This is a genomic window from Paenibacillus sp. UMB7766-LJ446, assembly GCF_030226665.1.
Lineage (GTDB): Bacteria > Bacillota > Bacilli > Paenibacillales > Paenibacillaceae > Paenibacillus > Paenibacillus vandeheii.
This window is the reverse complement of sequence record NZ_JASOYM010000008.1, coordinates 1-18,566: the sequence shown is the minus strand read 5'-3', so window position 1 is coordinate 18,566 and position 18,566 is coordinate 1. Positions and strand designations below refer to the sequence as shown.

Here is an 18,566-nt window from a genome sequence, read left to right as displayed (position 1 = left end):
TAATACAATCTATTCAAAAGAAACAAATAGTTCTTAATGTTTCTTCACAATAGGTTTTTCGAAGATAAAAGTGTTATATTCTTCGTAGAGATTGATTTTCCCAACGGGTTTCACCTTTTCTCATATTCTTAAGAAACTTAGCAGAAGGAGATCCGAATATGAACACCATCAACAAAGAAGTGGGTAAGAAAATCCGTAATTTTCGCAAATGGAAAGGGTTGACGGTCCAGCAGCTGGCGGATCAGATTCACAAAAGCAAAGCTACCTTGTCCAAATATGAGAGCGGCGATATTACGCTTGATGTCGTCACGCTGCATCAAATTGCAGATTCATTGAATATCCAAGTGGAGCAACTGTTGTATATTGAGCCCAAACAAGCCTCTCCCCTGATGAATACGGTACCGTCCAGCTTTTTCAAAAACTCCACCAGATTTTATTCGTATTTTTATGACGGGCGCAACAATAGCCTCATCCGTTGTGTCATTGACATGATGGCACAGTCAGATGCCAATTGTTATCGAACCGTAATGTATATGAATGTGAAGAACTTTGAGAATTATCAGGAATGCGAAAATATGTATTGGGGTCACACCGAGCATTACGACACACTCACCACTCTGGTTTTGAAAAATCAGGCCACACCGCTGGAAAAGCTGTACATTAACATTCTGGCGTCTTTTCAGGAATCTGAGAAAAAGTGGGGATTGATGGCCGGTGTCTCCTTCCGTCCCTTTATGCCCATCGCCTTGAAAATGTTATTCTCTCGAACACCCTTGCCTGAGAATCAGGAGTTATATAATGAGCTAAAAATTTCCAAAGAAGACCTGCGTACGTTAAAGATCTATAATATGCTCGCCGTCACTTAAACCTTCAACATAAACTTGATCAGATTGCATTTGAGAAAGCACCCCTACAACAAGAAAAGGGCGGCAGTTATAAGCTATTCCAGCTCATAAAAGCGCCCTTTGGATCATATGTTTGTGCATTCCTTTCAAGCCTTCAACCTTGTTGCAGCCTTCAATTCACACATTAGTTCTTGATCAGATCAAGCGTTTCGTCAAATAATTGCTTTTGGTCCTCAATCTTATTTTCATTACCGATAACACAGCGTTGCTGCTGTTCCAATATGGAGGATATCAGTTCAGCAAAACCGATAATATCACTTTCCGTTGTGCTCAGCACTTCATCCCGTTCTTTCTGGAGATCGGCCTCGGTAACATTGGACAGATAACACTCCAGGGAGAATGACCCTTCGCCATGAGGTGTTCTCGGCGTATCGAGATCCTGGATGGCACCAATGATATATCTCGTCATTTCCCGCGTATCTGCTTTGAAATCCTTCAAGTATTGCGGCATCTCTTCATAAATCTTATATGTTTTTTCGAGATTCGGGTCGCGATACGATGCTACATAGCTGTCTCCATTACGTCTGAAGCCTGACATGCAGCCATATGCTCCGCCTTTGGCCCTGATATTGTTCCACAAGTAATCCAGAGATAAAATCCCCTGCAAGACACGAAGCGAGCCAGTGTATGCATACCCTTTATCGATAAAATTGCCTGTTTGAACGACATATTGGACTTCAGATGGTGATCTGAATCCTTCTTTGTGCTGCACAGGTGTAAATGCTGCTTTTTCCTTCGCAACGTCTTGTGTGAACAGCTTTGCTTTTAAATCAGACACCTGCTCCTCCAACCCCGCATATCCCTGATCATCTGCAGTGTAACTCACCAGCAAGTTTTCCGGTCTGAAAATAAAGCCTGTCAGCGATTGAAGACTGGTCGACAACTCTTCTTTTCTTGCCTCAAAGTTCGCCTGTAGATCCTCCAGCCACTGGTAAAAGGCGATGCCGCTAACGGCTTCCCTGAAGTTGGCAACAGCCGAGTGTTTAGAGGTAGAGCGGCCAATTCCCGCTGAATGCCCTCCGCTGATCAGATTGCGCTGCAGGTTGCCCTTCAATTGGGCGATAATTTCGTATAAACGCTTCGAATCATCGAATTTGGAAGTAAACACAATCTCTTTGATCATGTCAAAAGCAAATCCAAGCTTGTCATACAGCACTTTGGCGTTGAATTCATAGGTAGCCTTGAAATCATGGTGATCATGCGCGTTTGCATACGTACCAATGCCACTATGAATGCCGCCGGAATGAATGTGAATTTCATTCGACAATTCGTTAAACGAGTAATTTTGAGTGTCGACGTAACCCAGCACACTTTTCAACAATCCAACATAGGGCAGCAGACGCCGTGGGACTTCCTTAATATCAAACAACAGTCGGAGATAACCGATCCCATTGGTATAGATGTTGTGATGCAGAACGGTTGTACCTTCAACCTGATTTACCGTCTGATACAGAGTGGAAGCTTTCGGTTCAATATCCTCTATCGACAACGTCGGAATCACCTGCTGTTGTTCCTTGGTTGAAGGTGCATTCTGGTACTCGGCGAGAGCCTCGGTTCTCTGAATGAGCTGCTGAATTTCTTCCGGACTCAATCCTGCCTGAACCGATTTCAGATGTGCTTTCAGCGCTTCCTCTTTACGGGCGTTCAACCCTTTATCCGGCGTGACAGCGACAAAAGAAGTATGCGTATTTTGCAGTAAATACTTCTCAATCAACTTCTCAAAATAACCCTCGTTCATCTTCGTTCTCAGCTCGGCAAATACGTCATTCGCTTCCAAATGTGTAAATGGAGCTTCGACATCATACAGCCAGCTTTGCAATGAGGAGAAACCGTAGATTAGCCCTTTGGGCATTCTTCCATAATCCGCTTCCCGGTGATTGAACTCATAGGAATTAATGCCTGCGAGCAGCGCTTTTGGATCGAAGCCTTCCTTCACAATACGCTCCAGCACCTCTTTTACAGTTCCCAGAAAATCTTCTTTACTCGACAGATTGCTCTTCTTCAATCCAACGGTGAACACGGGCTGATACAGGCTGTCATCATACGTGCCATATACATCCTTTGCAATGCCCTTATCCAGCAAGGCTTGCTTCAGAACCGCTCCCGGAGCGTTAAGCAGTGCGTACAGCAAAATCTGAAAAGAGATATTCAATTCCTTGTCCAGACTTGTTCCAATGACCGCATTATAGGTCAAGAAGCTGTTATCCACTTCCGATTCGGTACTTCCGGCAGAGTATGTCTTGACGGCATCCACTCTTTCTCCGAATGCAGGCTGGAGCTGAATGGCAGAATCAATCTCGATTCGATCATATTCGCTCAGATAGTTCTCATCCAGCCACTGCAACTTCTCTTCCATATCCATATCCCCGTACAAATAAATGAAGCTGTTGGACGGATGATAATATCTGGAGTGGAAATCCAGCAATCCTTGATAGGTCAGATCGGGAATGGCATCGGGAAATCCGCCTGATTCACAGGAATATGTGTTATCCGGGAAAAGTGAATTCAGAACTTCTCTGCGTACAATCCGTTCCGGTGAAGAAAATGCACCCTTCATCTCGTTATATACAACACCGTTATAGGTTAACTCATCTTCAGCTGAGGTCAGGTTGTAATTCCAGCCCTCCTGCAGAAATATTTTTTCATTATTATAAATATTGGTGTGCAGTACCGCATCCAGATAAATATCCATCAGGTTATGGAAATCATGATCATTCCGGCTTGCAATCGGATAGATCGTTTTATCGGGATAGGTCATCGCATTCAGAAATGTATTGAGTGAACCCTTTAGCAATTCAACAAAGGAATCCTTGGCCGGAAATTTCTTCGAGCCACAAAGCACGGAATGTTCCAGAATGTGAGCTACACCTGTATTGTCTTCCGGAGGAGTACGGAAACCGATACTGAACACTTTATTATCATCCTGATTAGATAAGAGTACAATTTTGGCACCGGATTTCTGATGTTCCAGGAGATACGCATCTGATTTCAACTCTTCGATTCTGCGTTCCTGCAGCACCTTATAGGGCTTAAGCTGTTTCAACATGGGTCGAGTCCTCCGTCCATAAAATTGTTTATTTTGATATACAACCTTAAGTTCTTCAAGTTCAGAGATAAAGGTAATTTATGCCTATGGATATTATACACCATCGTTGCATGTCTTCCTAACGGGCAGCCATAGGCGTCTTCTGATATGTATTATGAACTCCACCATAAAATAATCGCTGACACGAAAAAGATTTTCATTATAATGAAAAATCTTTTTTTGCCCTTTCAACAGACGTGAGATACAAGTTCTAACCCTCAACGCCGCATAAATATGAAATTGGGAAGAGACACTACAATTACCAATATATTAATCATACTGCGAGCGCTGACTCGCTTTTCCCAGGAGATGAGACAGATGAGTGGCTGGAAAAAATTCAAAAAATACGTGATCGCTGACTTGTCGGAGGGCCCCAACTCTGATCAAACCTTCTCCCTTGGACACTGGAATACTGAAAACAAAGGAGAGCCGAGTCAGCCCTCATCGCAGGATGAGCACGTAGAAATGCCTCAGGCCCAACCATGGAGTAGTGATAAAAAAGCTCCGTTACTGTCTTTGGTTATGAAAGAAAATATAGATTGGTTAAGCAAACAGTTTTCTTACCCTCAGAGTAGCGGTCTAATTTTTCACCCTGTTGCGATTGGCTCTCAGGCCACTGAGGGTATGGTCATCTTTATGGAAAGTCAGGTGGATGCAAAGCTGCTCTACGAGACCGTTATTCATCCCTTGTTGAGGGCGAATCTATCCATGGACCGGCCACTGGAGATCGAAACGCTGAGGAACGAAGTTTTGACGAACTGCAAACAGAATGCGACCTCTTCTCTTGAACATATCGTGCAAGACATTCTCAAGGGGTCAGCAATCGTCATGGTAAACGGACTGGATCAAGCGGTGATCGTGGACGTTAAAGACGGGAATGAACGAGGCCTGGAGAGTCCCAAAACGGAAAATGTAATCCTCGGATCCCAGGTTGGCTTTACGGAAAATATACAAACCAATCTGTCCTTAATCAAAAGACGTCTGCAATCGCCCGATCTGATGGTTGAATCCGGTGTTGTCGGCACCATCTCCCGCACCTCCATTTCGATTGTTTATCTGCAATCTATCGCCAATACCGCCCTTGTTAATGAAGTACGCAGACGCATCGCTAACATTAAGATGGATTACATCGGGGACAGCGGAATGTTGGAGCAATTGATTGAGGACAGACCCAATTCCATCTATCCCGGGATGTTAAGTACAGAAAGACCGGACCGTGCAGCAAGTCAAATCGTGGATGGCTATGTGTGTATCCTGGTGGATAACTCCCCTTTTGCACTAATTGTGCCTAGTCAGTTTCCCTTATTTTTGCAAACGGCTGAAGACAACAATCTTCGCTGGCAATACAGCTCTTTTCTTCGCATAATTCGGTTGGTTGGCTTTTTTCTTTCGTTGTATTTGCCCGCACTGTTTGTAGCCATTGCGAATTTCCATCAAGAGATGATACCGACTACACTTGTGCTTGCGATTGCAAGTACACGGGAATCCATTCCGCTGCCCGTCGCCGCCGAAGCCTTCCTTCTGGAAGCGATGTTCGAGCTGATTCGGGAAGCAGGTGTACGCATTCCAAGTGTGATCGGTCCGACCATAGGCATTGTCGGAGCGTTGATTTTGGGACAGGCTGCTGTTCAGGCCAACATTGTAAGTCCAATCATGGTTATTATCACGGCGGCGACGGCACTTGCCTCCTACACCATTCCCAACTATAACATGCAATTCGCAACCCGAATCCTCAGGTTTGTTTATTTGGCCTGTGCTTCGTTTATGGGGTTGATTGGCATTTTGTTGCTGTCGATGATTCTATGGACAGACTGGATTGCCACCAACCGATTCGGTGTACCCAGCTTGGCTCCAATTAGCCCAAAGCATCCGGGTGATAACTCCCTGCTCCGTAATCCATGGCATCACCAGACTCGCAGACCTGCTTCACTGCGCCCTCAAAAGAAAAACAAAATGGGAGAACCAGAGGCAATAACTCCATCCTCTCCTTCGGGAGAAGAAGGAGGTCCTTCGTGAAAAAAAATTATATTGGTGTGTATGAAGCTGCATCCATCGGGATCATTTTCATCATCACCAAAATCTTTTTGCCATTTCAAAGATCACTTGCTGAACTCGGGGGGACTGCGGCATGGATCATTGTTCTGATCGGAGCCGCTCTCTGTCCGCTGACATGGTGGTCAATCCGGGGGGTGCTGCAAAATGCTGCTGAAGGCTCCACGCTGATTGAAGCGACGGAAGAAATCTGGGGCTCGCTGATCGGTACGTTACTGAATATCATCTATTTCTGCTTCTTTTTCATGATTACCTTTCTGGTTCTGCGTGAATTTTCGGAACTGCTCACTTCCGATATTTTGCCACGGACACCGATTAACATTATTCAAGTCTCGCTGCTAATCTCGATTGCCTTTATGGTCCATTCTGGCATTGAGGCGATTGGACGCTTATGCTGGATCGCCATCTTCCTGATTGTAGGCAGTGTAGTTATTGTACTCATGGGCGGATTAATGACCCATTCGGAAGTCAATGCGCTATCTCCCTTCTGGGGAACGGGACGAGCAGAGGTGTTCAAATTCGGGATTATCAAAAGTTCATTGTTTTCGGAAATGCTTGTCTTTGGATTCCTTCTGCCACGTTTGCGCAAAAAACAGGAATGGGGACGGGCCGCATGGTGGTGCATTTTGATTTCTTCAATCATGCTATTCGGCACCACCATTGTATATCTGTTTGTTTTCCCCTATCCCACAGCAATCAGGCTTAATGTCCCGATGTTTGAAGTAAGCCGTTTAATTATTTTTGGGCGATGGATTCAGCGTCTGGAGAGTCTGTTCCTTATTGCATGGCTAATCAGCGCCGTGATCAAGCTGGCTATTGGATTATATTGCGCTGCTGCGACATTGTCCCAGGTTTTGAAGCTGACGAAGGTTAAGCCGCTTATTTTCCCTCTGTCCCTGCTTGTCTATGCCTTTGCTTTACTACCCGCCAGTGAAATGAGAGCGGTCGCCTGGGACGGAAAATTTCTGCGCACGTACGGGTCCATCATCTCCATCGGTTTGCCCATGATCACATGGTTTGTCGGCATCATTAAAATGAAAATGAGGAGGCGCTCAACATGATACGATTCCAGTACATCAGCAAGTGTTCCCTCCTCCTTATCTTGATTTTTCCGCTGCTGACGGGGTGTTGGGACCGACTGGACCCGGAAAACATGGCATTCATTATGGCTGTAGGCGTCGATACCGGTCCAAGGAACGATTATATCTATACTTTTGCCGTTGCCATGCCGAAGTCAAGCAGCAGCACAAGCAGCGCAAGCAAATCTGAATCCAAAAATATCGTCAATGTTTTTTCTCAAGAGAGTTCGAGCCTGTCTTCCGCAATGCTTACAAGTCAAAGTTATGTCGCCCGAAGGCTTACCCTCATCCATTCCAAAGCCTTTATCCTGGGAGATGGCGTTGCTCGTCAGGGCGTTATGCCCATCCTTGGTGAGACTGTCCGTAATTCGGAATTCAGGCGAACAGTCAATGTAATTACAACAAAAGGTCGTGCCGACACCTTCATCCAGAATATTAAACCTATAATGGAGGATGATATTGATCTGTGGTTTGAGCTTGAAATGGACCCCCATAATACAGGAGCCATCACGCCCAAGCGATCCCGCTTCCACGATTTTGTCCTGGATGTTGAACAACCCGGTACCGGAGGCACAACGATTCTATCCGCCGAACGTCCTGATGTAGAGAAAGGTACCCGGAAGTGGCACAAGGAAGAGCACTCTTCATCAAATGCCAAAGGCGAGCCGCCAATTACGAGTAATACCTATGCCGGTGATGTTCCCAGAAAGGGCGAAACCCCCATCGATTTTTTTGGAAGTGCGGTATATAAGGGGCAAAAGCTGGTCGGTTACCTTACTGGGTTGGAAAGCAAAATGCTCAATATTTTGCGTGGGGAGTTTGAAGAAACCGTTATGGAATTCCATGATCCGGTTGATCCGAAGTACAATCTGACGATCAGTATGGATTCGTTGAAAAAAAACCCGCTTACTTTGACACGGAAAGACGACCAAATCAACATCTCCCTGTCTCCCCATATGGTTGGAGAGTTGATAGGCTCCATGTCCAAGGTGGACTACACGTTGCCCCAAAATATTAAGCTGTTAGAAGATTCGGTTCAGGAACAACTGACATCTATGGCTTCGGAACTTCTGAATAAAACACTCTATACATGGAATGTGGATTGTATCCATATTGGAAACCGCCTCCGTGCGACTTTCCCCACACTTCAGGAGTGGTACGCTTATAAATGGCGAGAACATATCAAAGAAACGAAATACCATTTGAATATTCGTTTTCACATGAAAAGGCATGGAGATCAGGTCAGTCCTGCCGTGGAAGGAGATGAACTAACAAAATGACGGCTGTAATTGTAAAACTCTCTATATTAGGCGTGCTTTCCTTGTGGGCAGGCGTCTATATTGGAAGTCTGGCTCCAAGACTCTGGAAACAAAAGAACTACAGGGGCGCAGCAGGTACAGCCATACTGGCGGGATTGACTATGATTCTGCCGGTGGCTTTTACACTGATGAGAAATAATTAGAAACGCACTGCGTTGAGAGAAGTGGGGTGGGATATATTTTCAGGATGAATAAAAAAAGATCCTGTGTGATTGGTAAAATCACACAGGATCTTTCTTGTTATGGCTTAAATCCCTCCATACAAGAGGGTAAACCGATGGATGCCGAGGACCGGGATCGAACCGGTACGGTAGTCACCTACCGCAGGATTTTAAGTCCTGTGCGTCTGCCAATTCCGCCACCCCGGCATATGTATGTATTGCTTCATCACTTCAGGCGACAAGAAATATCTTACCATGAAATTTATGACTTTGCAATACCTTAATATAAAATAATCCAAAATAAATGAAACAGGCACTGCCAGCGTTAGCGAGCAGTGCCTAGAAAGTTCGAGTTGCGGTCCCGAACTTTCTATAAACCATCTATATTAAGGGAGGTGTAAAATAAGAATACCTCCCCAACATTAAAGAAACCTAAAATCAGGCTTAAATTAAACTAAAAAAGAAGAATAGGGGCAATTCGGTCCGCCTCTTCCTCACCGCATTCTACAATTACCAGGATATGCCCCTGCAACAGCCAATCTTCATAGTAATTAGCATCTTCTTCCGAGACCCCTGCTTCTGTCAAGGTAAGTACCAGATCATCCGTCTCACTTCCGATCTCGTTGCCTGCAAGTTTGCGTACCGCTTTCCCTATGGACATCGTCTGATCCATTCGTTTGCCCAGACCAGCGAGTACCCCTTTAAATACCCCTAAAGCGCCATCTGTTCCTGCACCCTTCATAGGCTTAGGTAAACCCGCCTTCTCACTTACCACTTCTAAATTGACCTGTTCCTTGGCTACCGCTCCCAAATATTTATCTGCTATGCCTTCCTCTTTCAGTTTATTCAGCATGATAATGGCTTCATTCTCTGTGTGTGCAAGTCCAATCAGCAATTGTGTCATTTCCGTGCCCCTCCTTTTACCCTTATATAACCCTAGTTGCTTCTTCAAAAACGGGTAGAACAAAATAAGTCCTTTCACCTATGTAAAATATAATTTCTGATCTGGAAATCTATACCTAGTTCTGATAGACTAGATAAAGAAGACAAATTAACCATTGAAATTATTGACATATCGAATTACTATTCCATAACCAGGAGCAATGACATATGAAAAAAGAGGTAGAAATTGCCATTCGGCGCAAACAACAGATCATCGTCCGTAATACAAGCGGTCAAACGGTAACTGGATTTCCGGAGCGTACCGCCGACGAGTCCATTCTGTCCTTACGGACAGTCCACGGAAGCCTGTGGATTCCATTCGACGAAGTAGAGCAAATCACACGGTTGTTAAGCATCCGCTCTCATCATTTAAGTGGAATGCAGTTATCTACGGCTGATCTGTAAATAAGGAACAACCACTTCATGTATTTATACGTGAACAAGACGTGTTTATTTCGATCTTCATACCATAAAACCAGACGCATAGACGTCTGGTTTTATTCTTGTCCTACATTCTATGCCTCACTTTTTCAAAGCCAGGGCATTTCTGTAACAATTACTTTCTTATTCATCCTCTGACGTTTATTTCACCACAAACTTTACTCGTGTTCCATCCGGATATGTACTTAGTTGGTTTCCCACCCATGACCCTGCACCACGATTATCTTTGGGACTAATATATTGGATATCCGCACCTGCTCCGCCTTCCGCACACATCGCCATGGGCCATTCATCCCGATCTTTCCCCTTTTTGACCGGAACACCTTTGAGGGACAAATCCCGATTACCCTCAGCCCCACTGCGATCAATGGTGCATACATCCGAATGACCTGCCTTGATCGCCGTCTTGATATGATTGGCCGTTTCGGGATAACGATCGGCAGGAAATGTGATGGTATGATCCACACTCCGGTCGCTTCCCCTGAATTGGGATGGTATATCCAGTGGCCATTCTCCCCCAACCCATGCATACAGGGCGACGATTAACATTGCCACTAACGTCAATATCTGCTTTTTAAATCGTTGCATGCCTTTGTTCTTTCTCCTTCTGCGCCTTTTACTCATGCTGCTTCTCCCCCATTCAACACTTGCATTATACCAGAACGCCAGTTCGCTAAACAATATATAAGCACAAAAAAACAGCCGGTATTTCCCGGCTGTTCTGCACAGACTATCCCACGTTAGGAATCGCCCGTTGTCGAAGTAAGGGTACGGTAACCTCAAACTTCGTCCCTTTTCCCTCGATACTTTCCACCGAAATTTGACCACTCATCAACTCGAGCAACTCTTTGCAGATGGTGAGTCCAAGTCCACTCCCGCCAAATTTGCGTGCATGAGAGACGTCCGTCTGCGTGAAGGCTTCGAACAATTGATTGATTTTATGTTCCGGAATGCCAATTCCCGTGTCATGTACATTGAATACGAGGATAACGGTATCCCCTCGCCGCTCCTGTACATCCATCTGTATGCGCACTTCACCTTGTTCCGTGAATTTAATAGCGTTACTGAGCAGGTTATCCAGCACTTGCCGGAGACGCAGAGGATCACCCGTGAGTACGTCAGGAATAGTCAGATCCGCCTGACAGTGCAAGCGAATTTGTTTATTCCGCGCAGCAGGTTCATGCGTTTTAATAATCTGTTGAATCAGCTTCAACGGCTGGAATTCGATTTGCTCCACTCTCATTTTCCCTCTGCCCAGCTTGGCCATATCAAGACTATTGTTGACAATATTCAGAAGAGCTTCCCCGGACTGACGCGCAAGCTCCAGGTACTCCTTCTGCTCCACACTGTTGTCACCCATGCTGACAAGTTCAATCATGCCCATAATCCCGTTCAGTGGCGTGCGAAGTTCATGATTCAGCTTACCAATAAACTCCAGCTGTCCCCTGCTGTTCATTTCAGTCATCGAAGCTGCCATCCGCAACTGCTGCTCAGCATATTTCCGCTCCGAAATATCGTATTGAATGCCCACAAAAAACAGACATTTCCCTGCTTCATCGAAAATAGGATCAATATTCAGTTCATTCCAGAACTTCTGTCCATCCTTCGTATAGTTCAGAATCTCTGTCTTGATTGACTGCTGCTTTTTCAATGCTTCGCGAATATGCTGTACGGTTTCCGGGTCCGTATCCGGCCCTTGGAGGAACCGACAATTCTGTCCAATCGACTCTTCCGCACGATATCCGGTTAATTGAGTAAAATATTCATTTACAAACATAAGTGGAAAATCAGGCAAGGTAGCATCGACTACGGTCACGGAAGATTTAATTTTAGAGATAATAAATTCCCATTGTATAGCGAGTTGATTGTAGTTAGTCATGCTTCCTCCTTCATCTCACCAAACTTTATTGTAATTATTGAAGCTATCGATAACCCGATGGTATGTGTTTATATAAAAACAATATAATTAATTGTAACATAGTTATTCAAGACATGTGTTCCTTGGGTAATAACTGATAAATACATTCACAAATATTCATCATACCATCAGGAGGGTCACTTATGAAATTTCTATTAATTGTCATTATTATTATTTTGATTGTTTTCTTCTTCACAAGACGTAAGCGTTAATTTTGAGGCGGTCATGTAAAATGAGGAAGGAAGATCGGGTATGAGAACCCTCTTTTTTATATTCATGACACTTTGTATCATCAATTTTTGCTTCCCTAAGTTTGGCTGGTACCTGCGTTATGGCTGGATTTCCCGGGGAGAGGCTGAGCCCAGCAGACCGTATATGGCTATGACCAGAATGACCAGTTTGCTGATGCTGCTTATCGCTTTTTCGCTCGTCGTGGCTTGAATTATAGAAAACAGAAAGACAGCTATCCCTTGGGATAGCTGTCTTTCTGCTGCTTCAATGACGGGAAAATGATAACTTTGTTTGTGGTGCGTTCACAACGATACCCGTAATATATAATTATCGTTGTGGAAAGGACACCTTAGCATGAACATCGCATTTTATCCATTTTGGGCTGCCAAAACACTGCTCTCTCTCATTAATGTTATATATATCATGGTTATCACGACATTTATTTACGGACAGACGGGGTCTATCCTTATCGCTGCGCTGTTTCCGTTTATACAAATGTCCGCACGTATCGTGGCAGGATTTACTGCACCCTTGCTTGTGAACCGTTTCGCATTCTCGAGGCTGATGGTTACCATTCCTTTAGCCAAAACATTGATGATTACCGGGATCGCCATCGCATTTACTGGTCTCACTGCGCATATTCCCCTTCTGCTTGTGGGAGTAGCGATTCTGTCGTTTCTGGACGGATGGGAAGCTCCAATGTTAAACACGTTAACTCCCCGATTGGTTCAAGGAGAAGATCTGGTGAAGGCGAACAGTTTTCTCTCCTTCTCTACGCAGACCATGACAATTATCGGATATGCGATGACCGGATTCATCGTTATGTACTGGGGTGCCTCACAAACATTCTGGGCGGCTACAGCCTTATCCTGGGCTGTCCTGATTCTGATGATTATGATTAGCTCACTTACCCGCGATATTCAAGGAAAAGTTGAGAATTCCACTTCCAGTTGGGATGTGTTAAGGGAAGGTTGGCTTATCCTTTGGAAAAATCGATCGTTGCGCCTCATTACTTTTATGGACCTGGTTGAAAGTATCGCCGGTTCCATATGGATCGGCGCTATTACGCTTGCTTTTGTGAAAGAAGCTTTGGGCCAAGAAGAAGGTTGGTGGGGGCTTATCAACTCCAGCTTTTCTGTCGGCACCATTCTGGGAGGAATTCTGGCCATCGCCCTGGCCACGCGCATACAGAAGCACCTGATATCCAGTATGGCAATAGGTTCTCTCCTCTTCAGCTTGCTGACCATCGCTTACGGTTTAAACAGCCTTCCCTGGCTTGCTCTTGTATTGTGTGTGCTTATGGGTCCCGCTTATCAGATCCGCTATGTTGCTCAGCAAACGGCTTTTCAGAGCAGCGTGCCTGTCGAATCCCTCTCCAAGGTATACGCAGCACATGGTAATGTTCTCTCAGCTGCTATGAGTATATCCACGGTAATCTTCGGACTGATTGCTGATCAAATGGGTGTTCGACTGGTGTATTTGATTGGCGGTGGTTTATTCATTGTATCCTCCATTTGCTCTTTCCGATTACATCGTATCAAAGCGAAGTAGTGATACGAAACTGATACGTAAAGATGATGAAGTCAAAAATAAAAGACGAGCACACATCTGCTCGTCTTCACTGCTTCCGAACATGATCGGAGCAGCCCTTTTATTCTCAATCCAATCGGTAATCTGTCAACGGCTTGCCTTGCTTATAATACAGCGCTGGTGACAGTATATTAAAGAAAATATGCACATCAGGCAAATCCGCTTCTTCCAAAATATCTTGCATTGAGGAAGCAATCCGATTATGAATCTCCTGATCACGTTGGAACATCAGGATCTCTACTGAAGCCGGAGAAGGTGTAAGTGCTTGTACGTCATGACGTTCTGCCTTCATTCTCTCCTGCGGAATATTGGTGATCAACGCAAATTGCTCCGTGATGCGGGGTACAACTTCCTCCAGTTGGGGTCCTGTGAATCCTTTAAAACGAATAAACGGCATTGCTATCCCTTCAATCTCTATTATTAGTCTCTTATGTGATTTTAAGCACATTGTTTTCGGTTGTCAAATCTCTTTCATCATATCATTCTTTCATAGAAACGGGAAAATGCCCCGCTGAACTCTCAGCGGAGCGTACACGTAACCCGTCTTTCAACTTTGTTCTGCTGTGGCTTACAGCCAGAAAGATTTAGTGATGATTACGAGCAGGATGAAGAGTACGAGAATTGCGCTTGTGGAAGTCCATCCACCAAATCCACCAACATTGCCGCCACAACCGTATCCAACTTCACTCATTTGATTGGCCTCCTTTGAATTTAAAGGTATGCCATAACATATGTCGATTCTAACATCAATGACCGGGCTATTCGGCAAGCTCACAGGCCCAAACATTGCCTATTTTGTCCGTTGAATTATGCCAAAGGAACGACGTGAATGTTCACATCATTTCCTGGTGCTCCATGACAGCGTTCTGCTGTATTTTGCTTGTCCAGGATAATCAAACGAGTACGCGTATCGTTTCTGGACGCCAAGACCACTTGCCCATCCGGGGCAATACAATAAGCGATTGGAATTGAAATTTCACTATCACGATACGTACCGTCCGCATGGCTGGTCCCCATAACGATACATTGATTTTGTACCGCCAGCCGCCGCGCTTCTTCCATCCACTCTGTATACTGCTCTTCACTGAACATCCCTACACCAATGGAATGCATGATTATATCCACTCTGCCAATATTCTCGTTATGAAAACCTTGTAACACCAGCTCGTCACACAACAAGGTGCTGATGGCCCACTCCTGTTCCTTAACGACCCCAGCAGAGGTATACTTCGCTTTCTCCAATACAGTCTCCCCAGCCTTGTTAATAATGATCGAACGGTCCTTGGGGCGTTCATTCAACCTGTGATAACCTGACACAATTATCGTTCCATATGCAGCTGCCAGCCGACTGGCCTCTTCCACGTTCTGATTCAGATAACCTTCAGGAAAAAACAATACGTCCGCTTCCGGATGTTGCTTCAATTCCGCTTCCAGCTGCAGTAACTGCTGTTCCAGCTTGGGCTGTCCAATTATAATCTTCAACGGTTATCCCCCTCATGAATAAAAGCCGGTTCACACCTAAATCAGGTACGAAACCGACTTAAAGGTTGTACAGGCAGGATTCCTGCTCATCGCACTTCGCTTCAAGAGTAATTGTCTTTAGAATACCGCTCCGTCTAACAATTACTTTTACAGTTTAAATGATATGTAATTAGGAATTTCTGTGCTCGATTCTATCATAAATCTCCTGCCCGTCATAACCTCGATCTGTAGTTATATCCTTAGTCAACAGTATAACATCAGCGGTCGCAGCTGAATTCGCACCCAGTACTCCCAGAACTGCCAAAAATGGATAGAATAGAATGGTCAGAACCTTCTTCATCTTCTCATCTCCTCTTCCGTTTACCGGAAATTATTGTGTGATTATCCTAATAATACGATGAAGAGGAGAGTGAGTTTCAACAATCTTTATAAACATTCGAAGCTATTCAGCAAATCCATGGCTTCTTCATGCTCAGGTTCCAAAGCCAGTACTTTCCGAGTGTAAGCCAGCGTTTCTTCTTCCAGTTCAAGTTCATAACAACACACTGACAAGTCGTACAGCACAGCAGAATTTTGTTTTTTCGGATCCGCATCCAGGGACAGTTCCAGAAAACGCTTAGCATCCTCATACATATACATCCCATATAACAGCTGACCTGCAAGAAACGCTATATCTCCTTGGCGCTCCATTGCATAATAAGAAGACCACATGATGTGGATTCCAGACTGAATATCAAGTATTTCCTCATCACTTGCATCAGGTAGAAGACTCGAAATCCGGTTGGCACTATGGATCAAAAACTCAGCATCATACCCGCCCAGACGCCAAAAAGGTAAAATTTGCTTCAGCTCCATCCGTTCTACCTGATCATCCATCCATTCCTTTATACTGAAAAAATCATCGGGTCCAAAACGTTCAACAAATCGGTGATATGTCAACCGTGTGTTTACGTACCCCAGTGGTTCGTCCAACATCAACATACATCCCACGTTCAGATCCTTATAATGATGTGTTGTGAAACGAGTGTGAGCTCCCTGCTGTTCCAATATATATTGAATGGCATGATAATTCGCTGTCAAAGAAAAACTTCCATGGAGAACGAATTCAGGCGGCTCAGCAAACTTCCAGTTGTCCAGTCGATGGTCCCCTTTGTCCGCAGTAATCAACACATACCCTGATTCTGATAACGTGTTCAACCGTTCAAGACAGGACAGGCCAATCGACGGGAACAGAATGTGCGAATCCTCCAACTCTTCCTTGTACAGTGCAATAAGTTCATGATACGGATAGTTTTCTGCACTGTACTCAGGTGCACGACGGTACTCATAACTCAGTGTCATATTTTCCAGCAGCTCGGCAGGTTTGGAATAAAGAGAAGAAGGTTCTGAAGATTGGACGAGTACATCACATTCATATATCTCACCCTCCCCAACATAAATTAACTCCTGTGGAATACTGTCAAAGAAGTAATTGGCAATCAACAGCAAGGGTTGTTTCAAATCACCAGGTCGAATAACTGTACCCGCCACCACCAGGTCCAATTCAGTATCCTGTATTGCGTCAAATCGTGCAAAATCCAGGATTCCTTGATCAATGAAGGATTGCATGGACGGATGCGCTCTCCATCCCAACACATTATCTTCTACCAGATCGGTCATTACATATCGAAAAGCAGGCAGCTCCAAGCCTGCAAAATCCTTCAACGCTATCAGTTTGAGCAAAATTTGGTGCGCTAAGCGCCCAACACCTGCTCCAAGCTCCAGAATGGTCACCGTTTCGGTTGTCTTCCCTTTGCTTGCGAGGTCCTGAAGAAAGCCAAAAATCATCTCGGCATACGCCGTTGCAATCATCGGATTACTCGTTATGTATTGCGGTACCTGATTCTCTGTCCAAGCATGCAGCCCTTTTTGTTCATAATATGCACGCTGCCAATCCCACACCGGAGCTTCACTGAAGCGGAATCGCTGTCCTTCGTTTTGCATCATTAATTGTAACCCTGCTTTCCATTCTAATTTCATAGACCGACCCTTCAATCTCTAACGCATTATAACATAAACTTAGTCTGGTCAAATCAAGGCCAATATTGTACTCCCCTAAAAAGAAAAAACCTGCCTTTCAAGACAGGCACTATTCGTTAATACATCCATGGTTAATCGATAACCGAACTGTGGCAAGGACGCTCAACGTTAGTTAGAATGGCTTAATCAAGATTATGTTCCTTTTTTTCCATTCTCTCTTTTAATAATCTAACCTCCTGCTTCAAGCCCGAAATTTCCTTTCTTAAACCAGATCTTTTTATAGCCAATGAGAACACTGCATATAATATCAAACCAACCAGAGCGATGAAAATAAATATCATCAAAATCCCCGCAAAACTCACTGCACTTGCACCGCCGTCCATCGTTTTAATTCCACCACCTTCACTGCATATATTTCAAAATTATACCATATATTCAAACGAAGTTGTCGTGAGTCTGCGATTCGCAAAGGTCTTCAAAGTAGTACGATTCTGTGCCGGAAAAGGGAATACAACAAAAAAACCTTACTAAACCAGAACAGATCATTACGTTCATCACCTTCAAGTTTTGCAGGTTTTCGTAGATATTTCAGTTGTAACAACAGAAAAAAACCCTTGCTTCGCAAGGGTTTTGAGAGAATGGGCCCTACAGGACTCGAACCTGTGACCAATCGGTTATGAGCCGACCGCTCTAACCAACTGAGCTAAGGGCCCTGAACAAAAACGTATAACGTTCAGATGATGGCTGTGAATCATCCAGTAAAGCTAAATTGCGGGGGCAGGATTTGAACCTGCGGCCTTCGGGTTATGAGCCCGACGAGCTACCGGGCTGCTCCACCCCGCGTCAGTAAGAAATATTAAAACAGCGACTTAATTAATATACACCATTCCTATGCCATAAGTCAAGGGGTAATGTTAGGGAATGAAACGTACACCATACCGCCCCTTTTTTGAACGATATACTTCCACTTCAGCTGGCTCGTTATGACCGTAAATCCACCCATCCTGCTCCATTCGCTTCGCAAGACACCCTGCCTGAAATTTGGTTGCATACAATTTGCTAAAATATACCCAGTGCATTCCACTCGTCCTTTCCTGGTGTCATCATTTTTCCCTGCTTTTGTAGAATACCCCAATTCCATAAAAATAGCCGCCAAAGAACTAAATCTCCAGCGGCTACCTCTATGATTTTATGACAAGATCATTTAACCTTTAAAATGTACCCCTTGTAAAGGACAATTAAAAAAAGGTTAGGCCACTTCAAGCTGCTGCCTGTAACGCGCAGGCGGCAGCTTCTTTAAGTTCCATTGACCTCGATAATGATTGTAATAGATCATGTAGCT

20 protein-coding genes and 3 tRNA genes are annotated in these 18,566 nt (G+C 44.5%); 8 read left to right on the top strand and 15 right to left on the bottom strand.

The genetic code is table 11. The features are described 5' to 3' along the window. Nucleotides 1-158 precede the first annotated feature (158 nt). Nucleotides 159-866: a helix-turn-helix domain-containing protein gene (locus tag QP794_RS19460; protein WP_285078545.1), complete on the top strand. Its 708-nt coding sequence runs from the start codon at nucleotides 159-161 to the stop codon at nucleotides 864-866. Between the two features lie 163 nt (nucleotides 867-1,029). Here the strand turns inward: QP794_RS19460 and QP794_RS19455 are convergent, their stop codons facing one another. Next, entirely contained in the window at nucleotides 1,030-3,951 is a 2,922-nt protein-coding gene (locus tag QP794_RS19455; RefSeq protein ID WP_285078544.1) for an insulinase family protein, read from the bottom strand. 357 nt (nucleotides 3,952-4,308) lie between these two features. On the opposite strand from QP794_RS19455, the gene QP794_RS19450 reads away from it, so the two are divergent. Genes QP794_RS19450 through QP794_RS19435 form a run of 4 tightly spaced genes read left to right on the top strand, consistent with a single transcriptional unit; the run spans nucleotide 4,309 to nucleotide 8,583 of the window. Then, nucleotides 4,309-6,006, top strand: a complete 1,698-nt coding sequence (locus QP794_RS19450; RefSeq protein ID WP_285078543.1) for a spore germination protein — start codon at nucleotides 4,309-4,311, stop codon at nucleotides 6,004-6,006. Beyond that, a complete protein-coding gene (locus QP794_RS19445) occupies nucleotides 6,003-7,103 on the top strand; it encodes a GerAB/ArcD/ProY family transporter (protein ID WP_285078542.1) in 1,101 nt (366 codons plus the stop codon). Before QP794_RS19450 ends, QP794_RS19445 begins: the two co-directional genes overlap by 4 nt. Continuing rightward, on the top strand, nucleotides 7,100-8,401 hold the full coding sequence (locus QP794_RS19440; protein ID WP_285078541.1) for a Ger(x)C family spore germination protein: 1,302 nt from the start codon (nucleotides 7,100-7,102) through the stop codon (nucleotides 8,399-8,401). Before QP794_RS19445 ends, QP794_RS19440 begins: the two co-directional genes overlap by 4 nt. Then, a complete protein-coding gene (locus tag QP794_RS19435; protein WP_285078540.1) occupies nucleotides 8,398-8,583 on the top strand; it encodes a hypothetical protein in 186 nt (61 codons plus the stop codon). The genes QP794_RS19440 and QP794_RS19435 overlap by 4 nt, the downstream gene beginning before the upstream one ends. A gap of 139 nt (nucleotides 8,584-8,722) precedes the next feature. Here the strand turns inward: QP794_RS19435 and QP794_RS19430 are convergent. Together QP794_RS19430 and QP794_RS19425 are read right to left on the bottom strand one after the other, a co-directional pair. Beyond that, nucleotides 8,723-8,808: transfer RNA gene (locus tag QP794_RS19430), tRNA-Leu, on the bottom strand. Nucleotides 8,809-9,055: 247 nt separating this feature from the next. Continuing rightward, a complete protein-coding gene (locus tag QP794_RS19425; protein WP_285078539.1) occupies nucleotides 9,056-9,505 on the bottom strand; it encodes a general stress protein in 450 nt (149 codons plus the stop codon). Nucleotides 9,506-9,711: 206 nt separating this feature from the next. On the opposite strand from QP794_RS19425, the gene QP794_RS19420 reads away from it, so the two are divergent. Continuing rightward, nucleotides 9,712-9,948, top strand: a complete 237-nt coding sequence (locus QP794_RS19420) for a hypothetical protein (protein ID WP_285078538.1) — start codon at nucleotides 9,712-9,714, stop codon at nucleotides 9,946-9,948. Nucleotides 9,949-10,125: 177 nt separating this feature from the next. On the opposite strand, the gene QP794_RS19415 is transcribed toward QP794_RS19420, so the two are convergent. Further along, nucleotides 10,126-10,572: a NucA/NucB deoxyribonuclease domain-containing protein gene (locus QP794_RS19415; protein ID WP_285078537.1), complete on the bottom strand. Its 447-nt coding sequence runs from the start codon at nucleotides 10,570-10,572 to the stop codon at nucleotides 10,126-10,128. Nucleotides 10,573-10,714: 142 nt separating this feature from the next. Then, entirely contained in the window at nucleotides 10,715-11,863 is a 1,149-nt protein-coding gene (locus tag QP794_RS19410; RefSeq protein ID WP_285078536.1) for a sensor histidine kinase, read from the bottom strand. A gap of 291 nt (nucleotides 11,864-12,154) precedes the next feature. Here QP794_RS19410 and QP794_RS19405 point away from each other — a divergent pair, with 291 nt between their 5' ends. Both QP794_RS19405 and QP794_RS19400 read left to right on the top strand, forming a co-directional pair. After that, the gene (locus tag QP794_RS19405) at nucleotides 12,155-12,343 is read left to right on the top strand and encodes a DUF6199 family natural product biosynthesis protein (RefSeq protein ID WP_024631206.1); all 189 of its coding nucleotides are present in this window, start codon (nucleotides 12,155-12,157) and stop codon (nucleotides 12,341-12,343) included. Nucleotides 12,344-12,487: 144 nt separating this feature from the next. Next, on the top strand, nucleotides 12,488-13,684 hold the full coding sequence (locus tag QP794_RS19400; RefSeq protein WP_285078535.1) for an MFS transporter: 1,197 nt from the start codon (nucleotides 12,488-12,490) through the stop codon (nucleotides 13,682-13,684). A 106-nt stretch (nucleotides 13,685-13,790) separates the two neighbouring features. On the opposite strand, the gene QP794_RS19395 is transcribed toward QP794_RS19400, so the two are convergent. From QP794_RS19395 to QP794_RS33190, 10 genes are all read right to left on the bottom strand, one after another. Then, the gene (locus tag QP794_RS19395; protein WP_024631208.1) at nucleotides 13,791-14,120 is read right to left on the bottom strand and encodes a DUF1904 family protein; all 330 of its coding nucleotides are present in this window, start codon (nucleotides 14,118-14,120) and stop codon (nucleotides 13,791-13,793) included. A gap of 171 nt (nucleotides 14,121-14,291) precedes the next feature. Continuing rightward, entirely contained in the window at nucleotides 14,292-14,414 is a 123-nt protein-coding gene (locus QP794_RS19390; RefSeq protein ID WP_079696179.1) for a sporulation protein YjcZ, read from the bottom strand. Nucleotides 14,415-14,530: 116 nt separating this feature from the next. After that, nucleotides 14,531-15,205: a hypothetical protein gene (locus QP794_RS19385; protein ID WP_285078534.1), complete on the bottom strand. Its 675-nt coding sequence runs from the start codon at nucleotides 15,203-15,205 to the stop codon at nucleotides 14,531-14,533. 169 nt (nucleotides 15,206-15,374) lie between these two features. Beyond that, a complete protein-coding gene (locus QP794_RS19380) occupies nucleotides 15,375-15,545 on the bottom strand; it encodes a hypothetical protein (protein ID WP_285078533.1) in 171 nt (56 codons plus the stop codon). Nucleotides 15,546-15,631: 86 nt separating this feature from the next. Then, a complete protein-coding gene (locus tag QP794_RS19375) occupies nucleotides 15,632-17,191 on the bottom strand; it encodes a tetratricopeptide repeat protein (RefSeq protein ID WP_285078706.1) in 1,560 nt (519 codons plus the stop codon). A gap of 215 nt (nucleotides 17,192-17,406) precedes the next feature. Then, nucleotides 17,407-17,607 carry a hypothetical protein gene (locus tag QP794_RS19370; protein WP_094939053.1) on the bottom strand — a complete coding sequence of 67 codons (201 nt, stop codon included), beginning with the start codon at nucleotides 17,605-17,607 and terminating at the stop codon, nucleotides 17,407-17,409. Nucleotides 17,608-17,863: 256 nt separating this feature from the next. After that, nucleotides 17,864-17,937: transfer RNA gene (locus QP794_RS19365), tRNA-Ile, on the bottom strand. Nucleotides 17,938-17,993: 56 nt separating this feature from the next. Then, a tRNA-Met gene (locus tag QP794_RS19360) sits at nucleotides 17,994-18,067 on the bottom strand. A gap of 71 nt (nucleotides 18,068-18,138) precedes the next feature. Further along, nucleotides 18,139-18,303, bottom strand: coding sequence for a hypothetical protein (locus tag QP794_RS19355; protein ID WP_167666091.1), 165 nt, complete (start codon nucleotides 18,301-18,303; stop codon nucleotides 18,139-18,141). A 170-nt stretch (nucleotides 18,304-18,473) separates the two neighbouring features. Then, on the bottom strand, nucleotides 18,474-18,566 hold a 93-nt coding region (locus QP794_RS33190; RefSeq protein ID WP_350338885.1), incomplete at its 5' end, for an IS3 family transposase.

Bases quoted from the DNA above. Each gene is read 5' to 3' on its own strand.
- QP794_RS19460 (WP_285078545.1), top strand. From the start codon at position 159: ATGAACACCATCAACAAAGAAGTGGGTAAGAAAATCCGTAATTTTCGC.
- QP794_RS19455 (WP_285078544.1), bottom strand. From the start codon at position 3,951: ATGTTGAAACAGCTTAAGCCCTATAAGGTGCTGCAGGAACGCAGAATC.
- QP794_RS19450 (WP_285078543.1), top strand. From the start codon at position 4,309: ATGAGTGGCTGGAAAAAATTCAAAAAATACGTGATCGCTGACTTGTCG.
- QP794_RS19440 (WP_285078541.1), top strand. From the start codon at position 7,100: ATGATACGATTCCAGTACATCAGCAAGTGTTCCCTCCTCCTTATCTTG.
- QP794_RS19435 (WP_285078540.1), top strand. From the start codon at position 8,398: ATGACGGCTGTAATTGTAAAACTCTCTATATTAGGCGTGCTTTCCTTG.
- QP794_RS19425 (WP_285078539.1), bottom strand. From the start codon at position 9,505: ATGACACAATTGCTGATTGGACTTGCACACACAGAGAATGAAGCCATT.
- QP794_RS19420 (WP_285078538.1), top strand. From the start codon at position 9,712: ATGAAAAAAGAGGTAGAAATTGCCATTCGGCGCAAACAACAGATCATC.
- QP794_RS19415 (WP_285078537.1), bottom strand. From the start codon at position 10,572: ATGCAACGATTTAAAAAGCAGATATTGACGTTAGTGGCAATGTTAATC.
- QP794_RS19410 (WP_285078536.1), bottom strand. From the start codon at position 11,863: ATGACTAACTACAATCAACTCGCTATACAATGGGAATTTATTATCTCT.
- QP794_RS19405 (WP_024631206.1), top strand. From the start codon at position 12,155: ATGAGAACCCTCTTTTTTATATTCATGACACTTTGTATCATCAATTTT.
- QP794_RS19400 (WP_285078535.1), top strand. From the start codon at position 12,488: ATGAACATCGCATTTTATCCATTTTGGGCTGCCAAAACACTGCTCTCT.
- QP794_RS19395 (WP_024631208.1), bottom strand. From the start codon at position 14,120: ATGCCGTTTATTCGTTTTAAAGGATTCACAGGACCCCAACTGGAGGAA.
- QP794_RS19390 (WP_079696179.1), bottom strand. From the start codon at position 14,414: ATGAGTGAAGTTGGATACGGTTGTGGCGGCAATGTTGGTGGATTTGGT.
- QP794_RS19380 (WP_285078533.1), bottom strand. From the start codon at position 15,545: ATGAAGAAGGTTCTGACCATTCTATTCTATCCATTTTTGGCAGTTCTG.
- QP794_RS19375 (WP_285078706.1), bottom strand. From the start codon at position 17,191: ATGATGCAAAACGAAGGACAGCGATTCCGCTTCAGTGAAGCTCCGGTG.
- QP794_RS19370 (WP_094939053.1), bottom strand. From the start codon at position 17,607: ATGGACGGCGGTGCAAGTGCAGTGAGTTTTGCGGGGATTTTGATGATA.
- QP794_RS19355 (WP_167666091.1), bottom strand. From the start codon at position 18,303: ATGCACTGGGTATATTTTAGCAAATTGTATGCAACCAAATTTCAGGCA.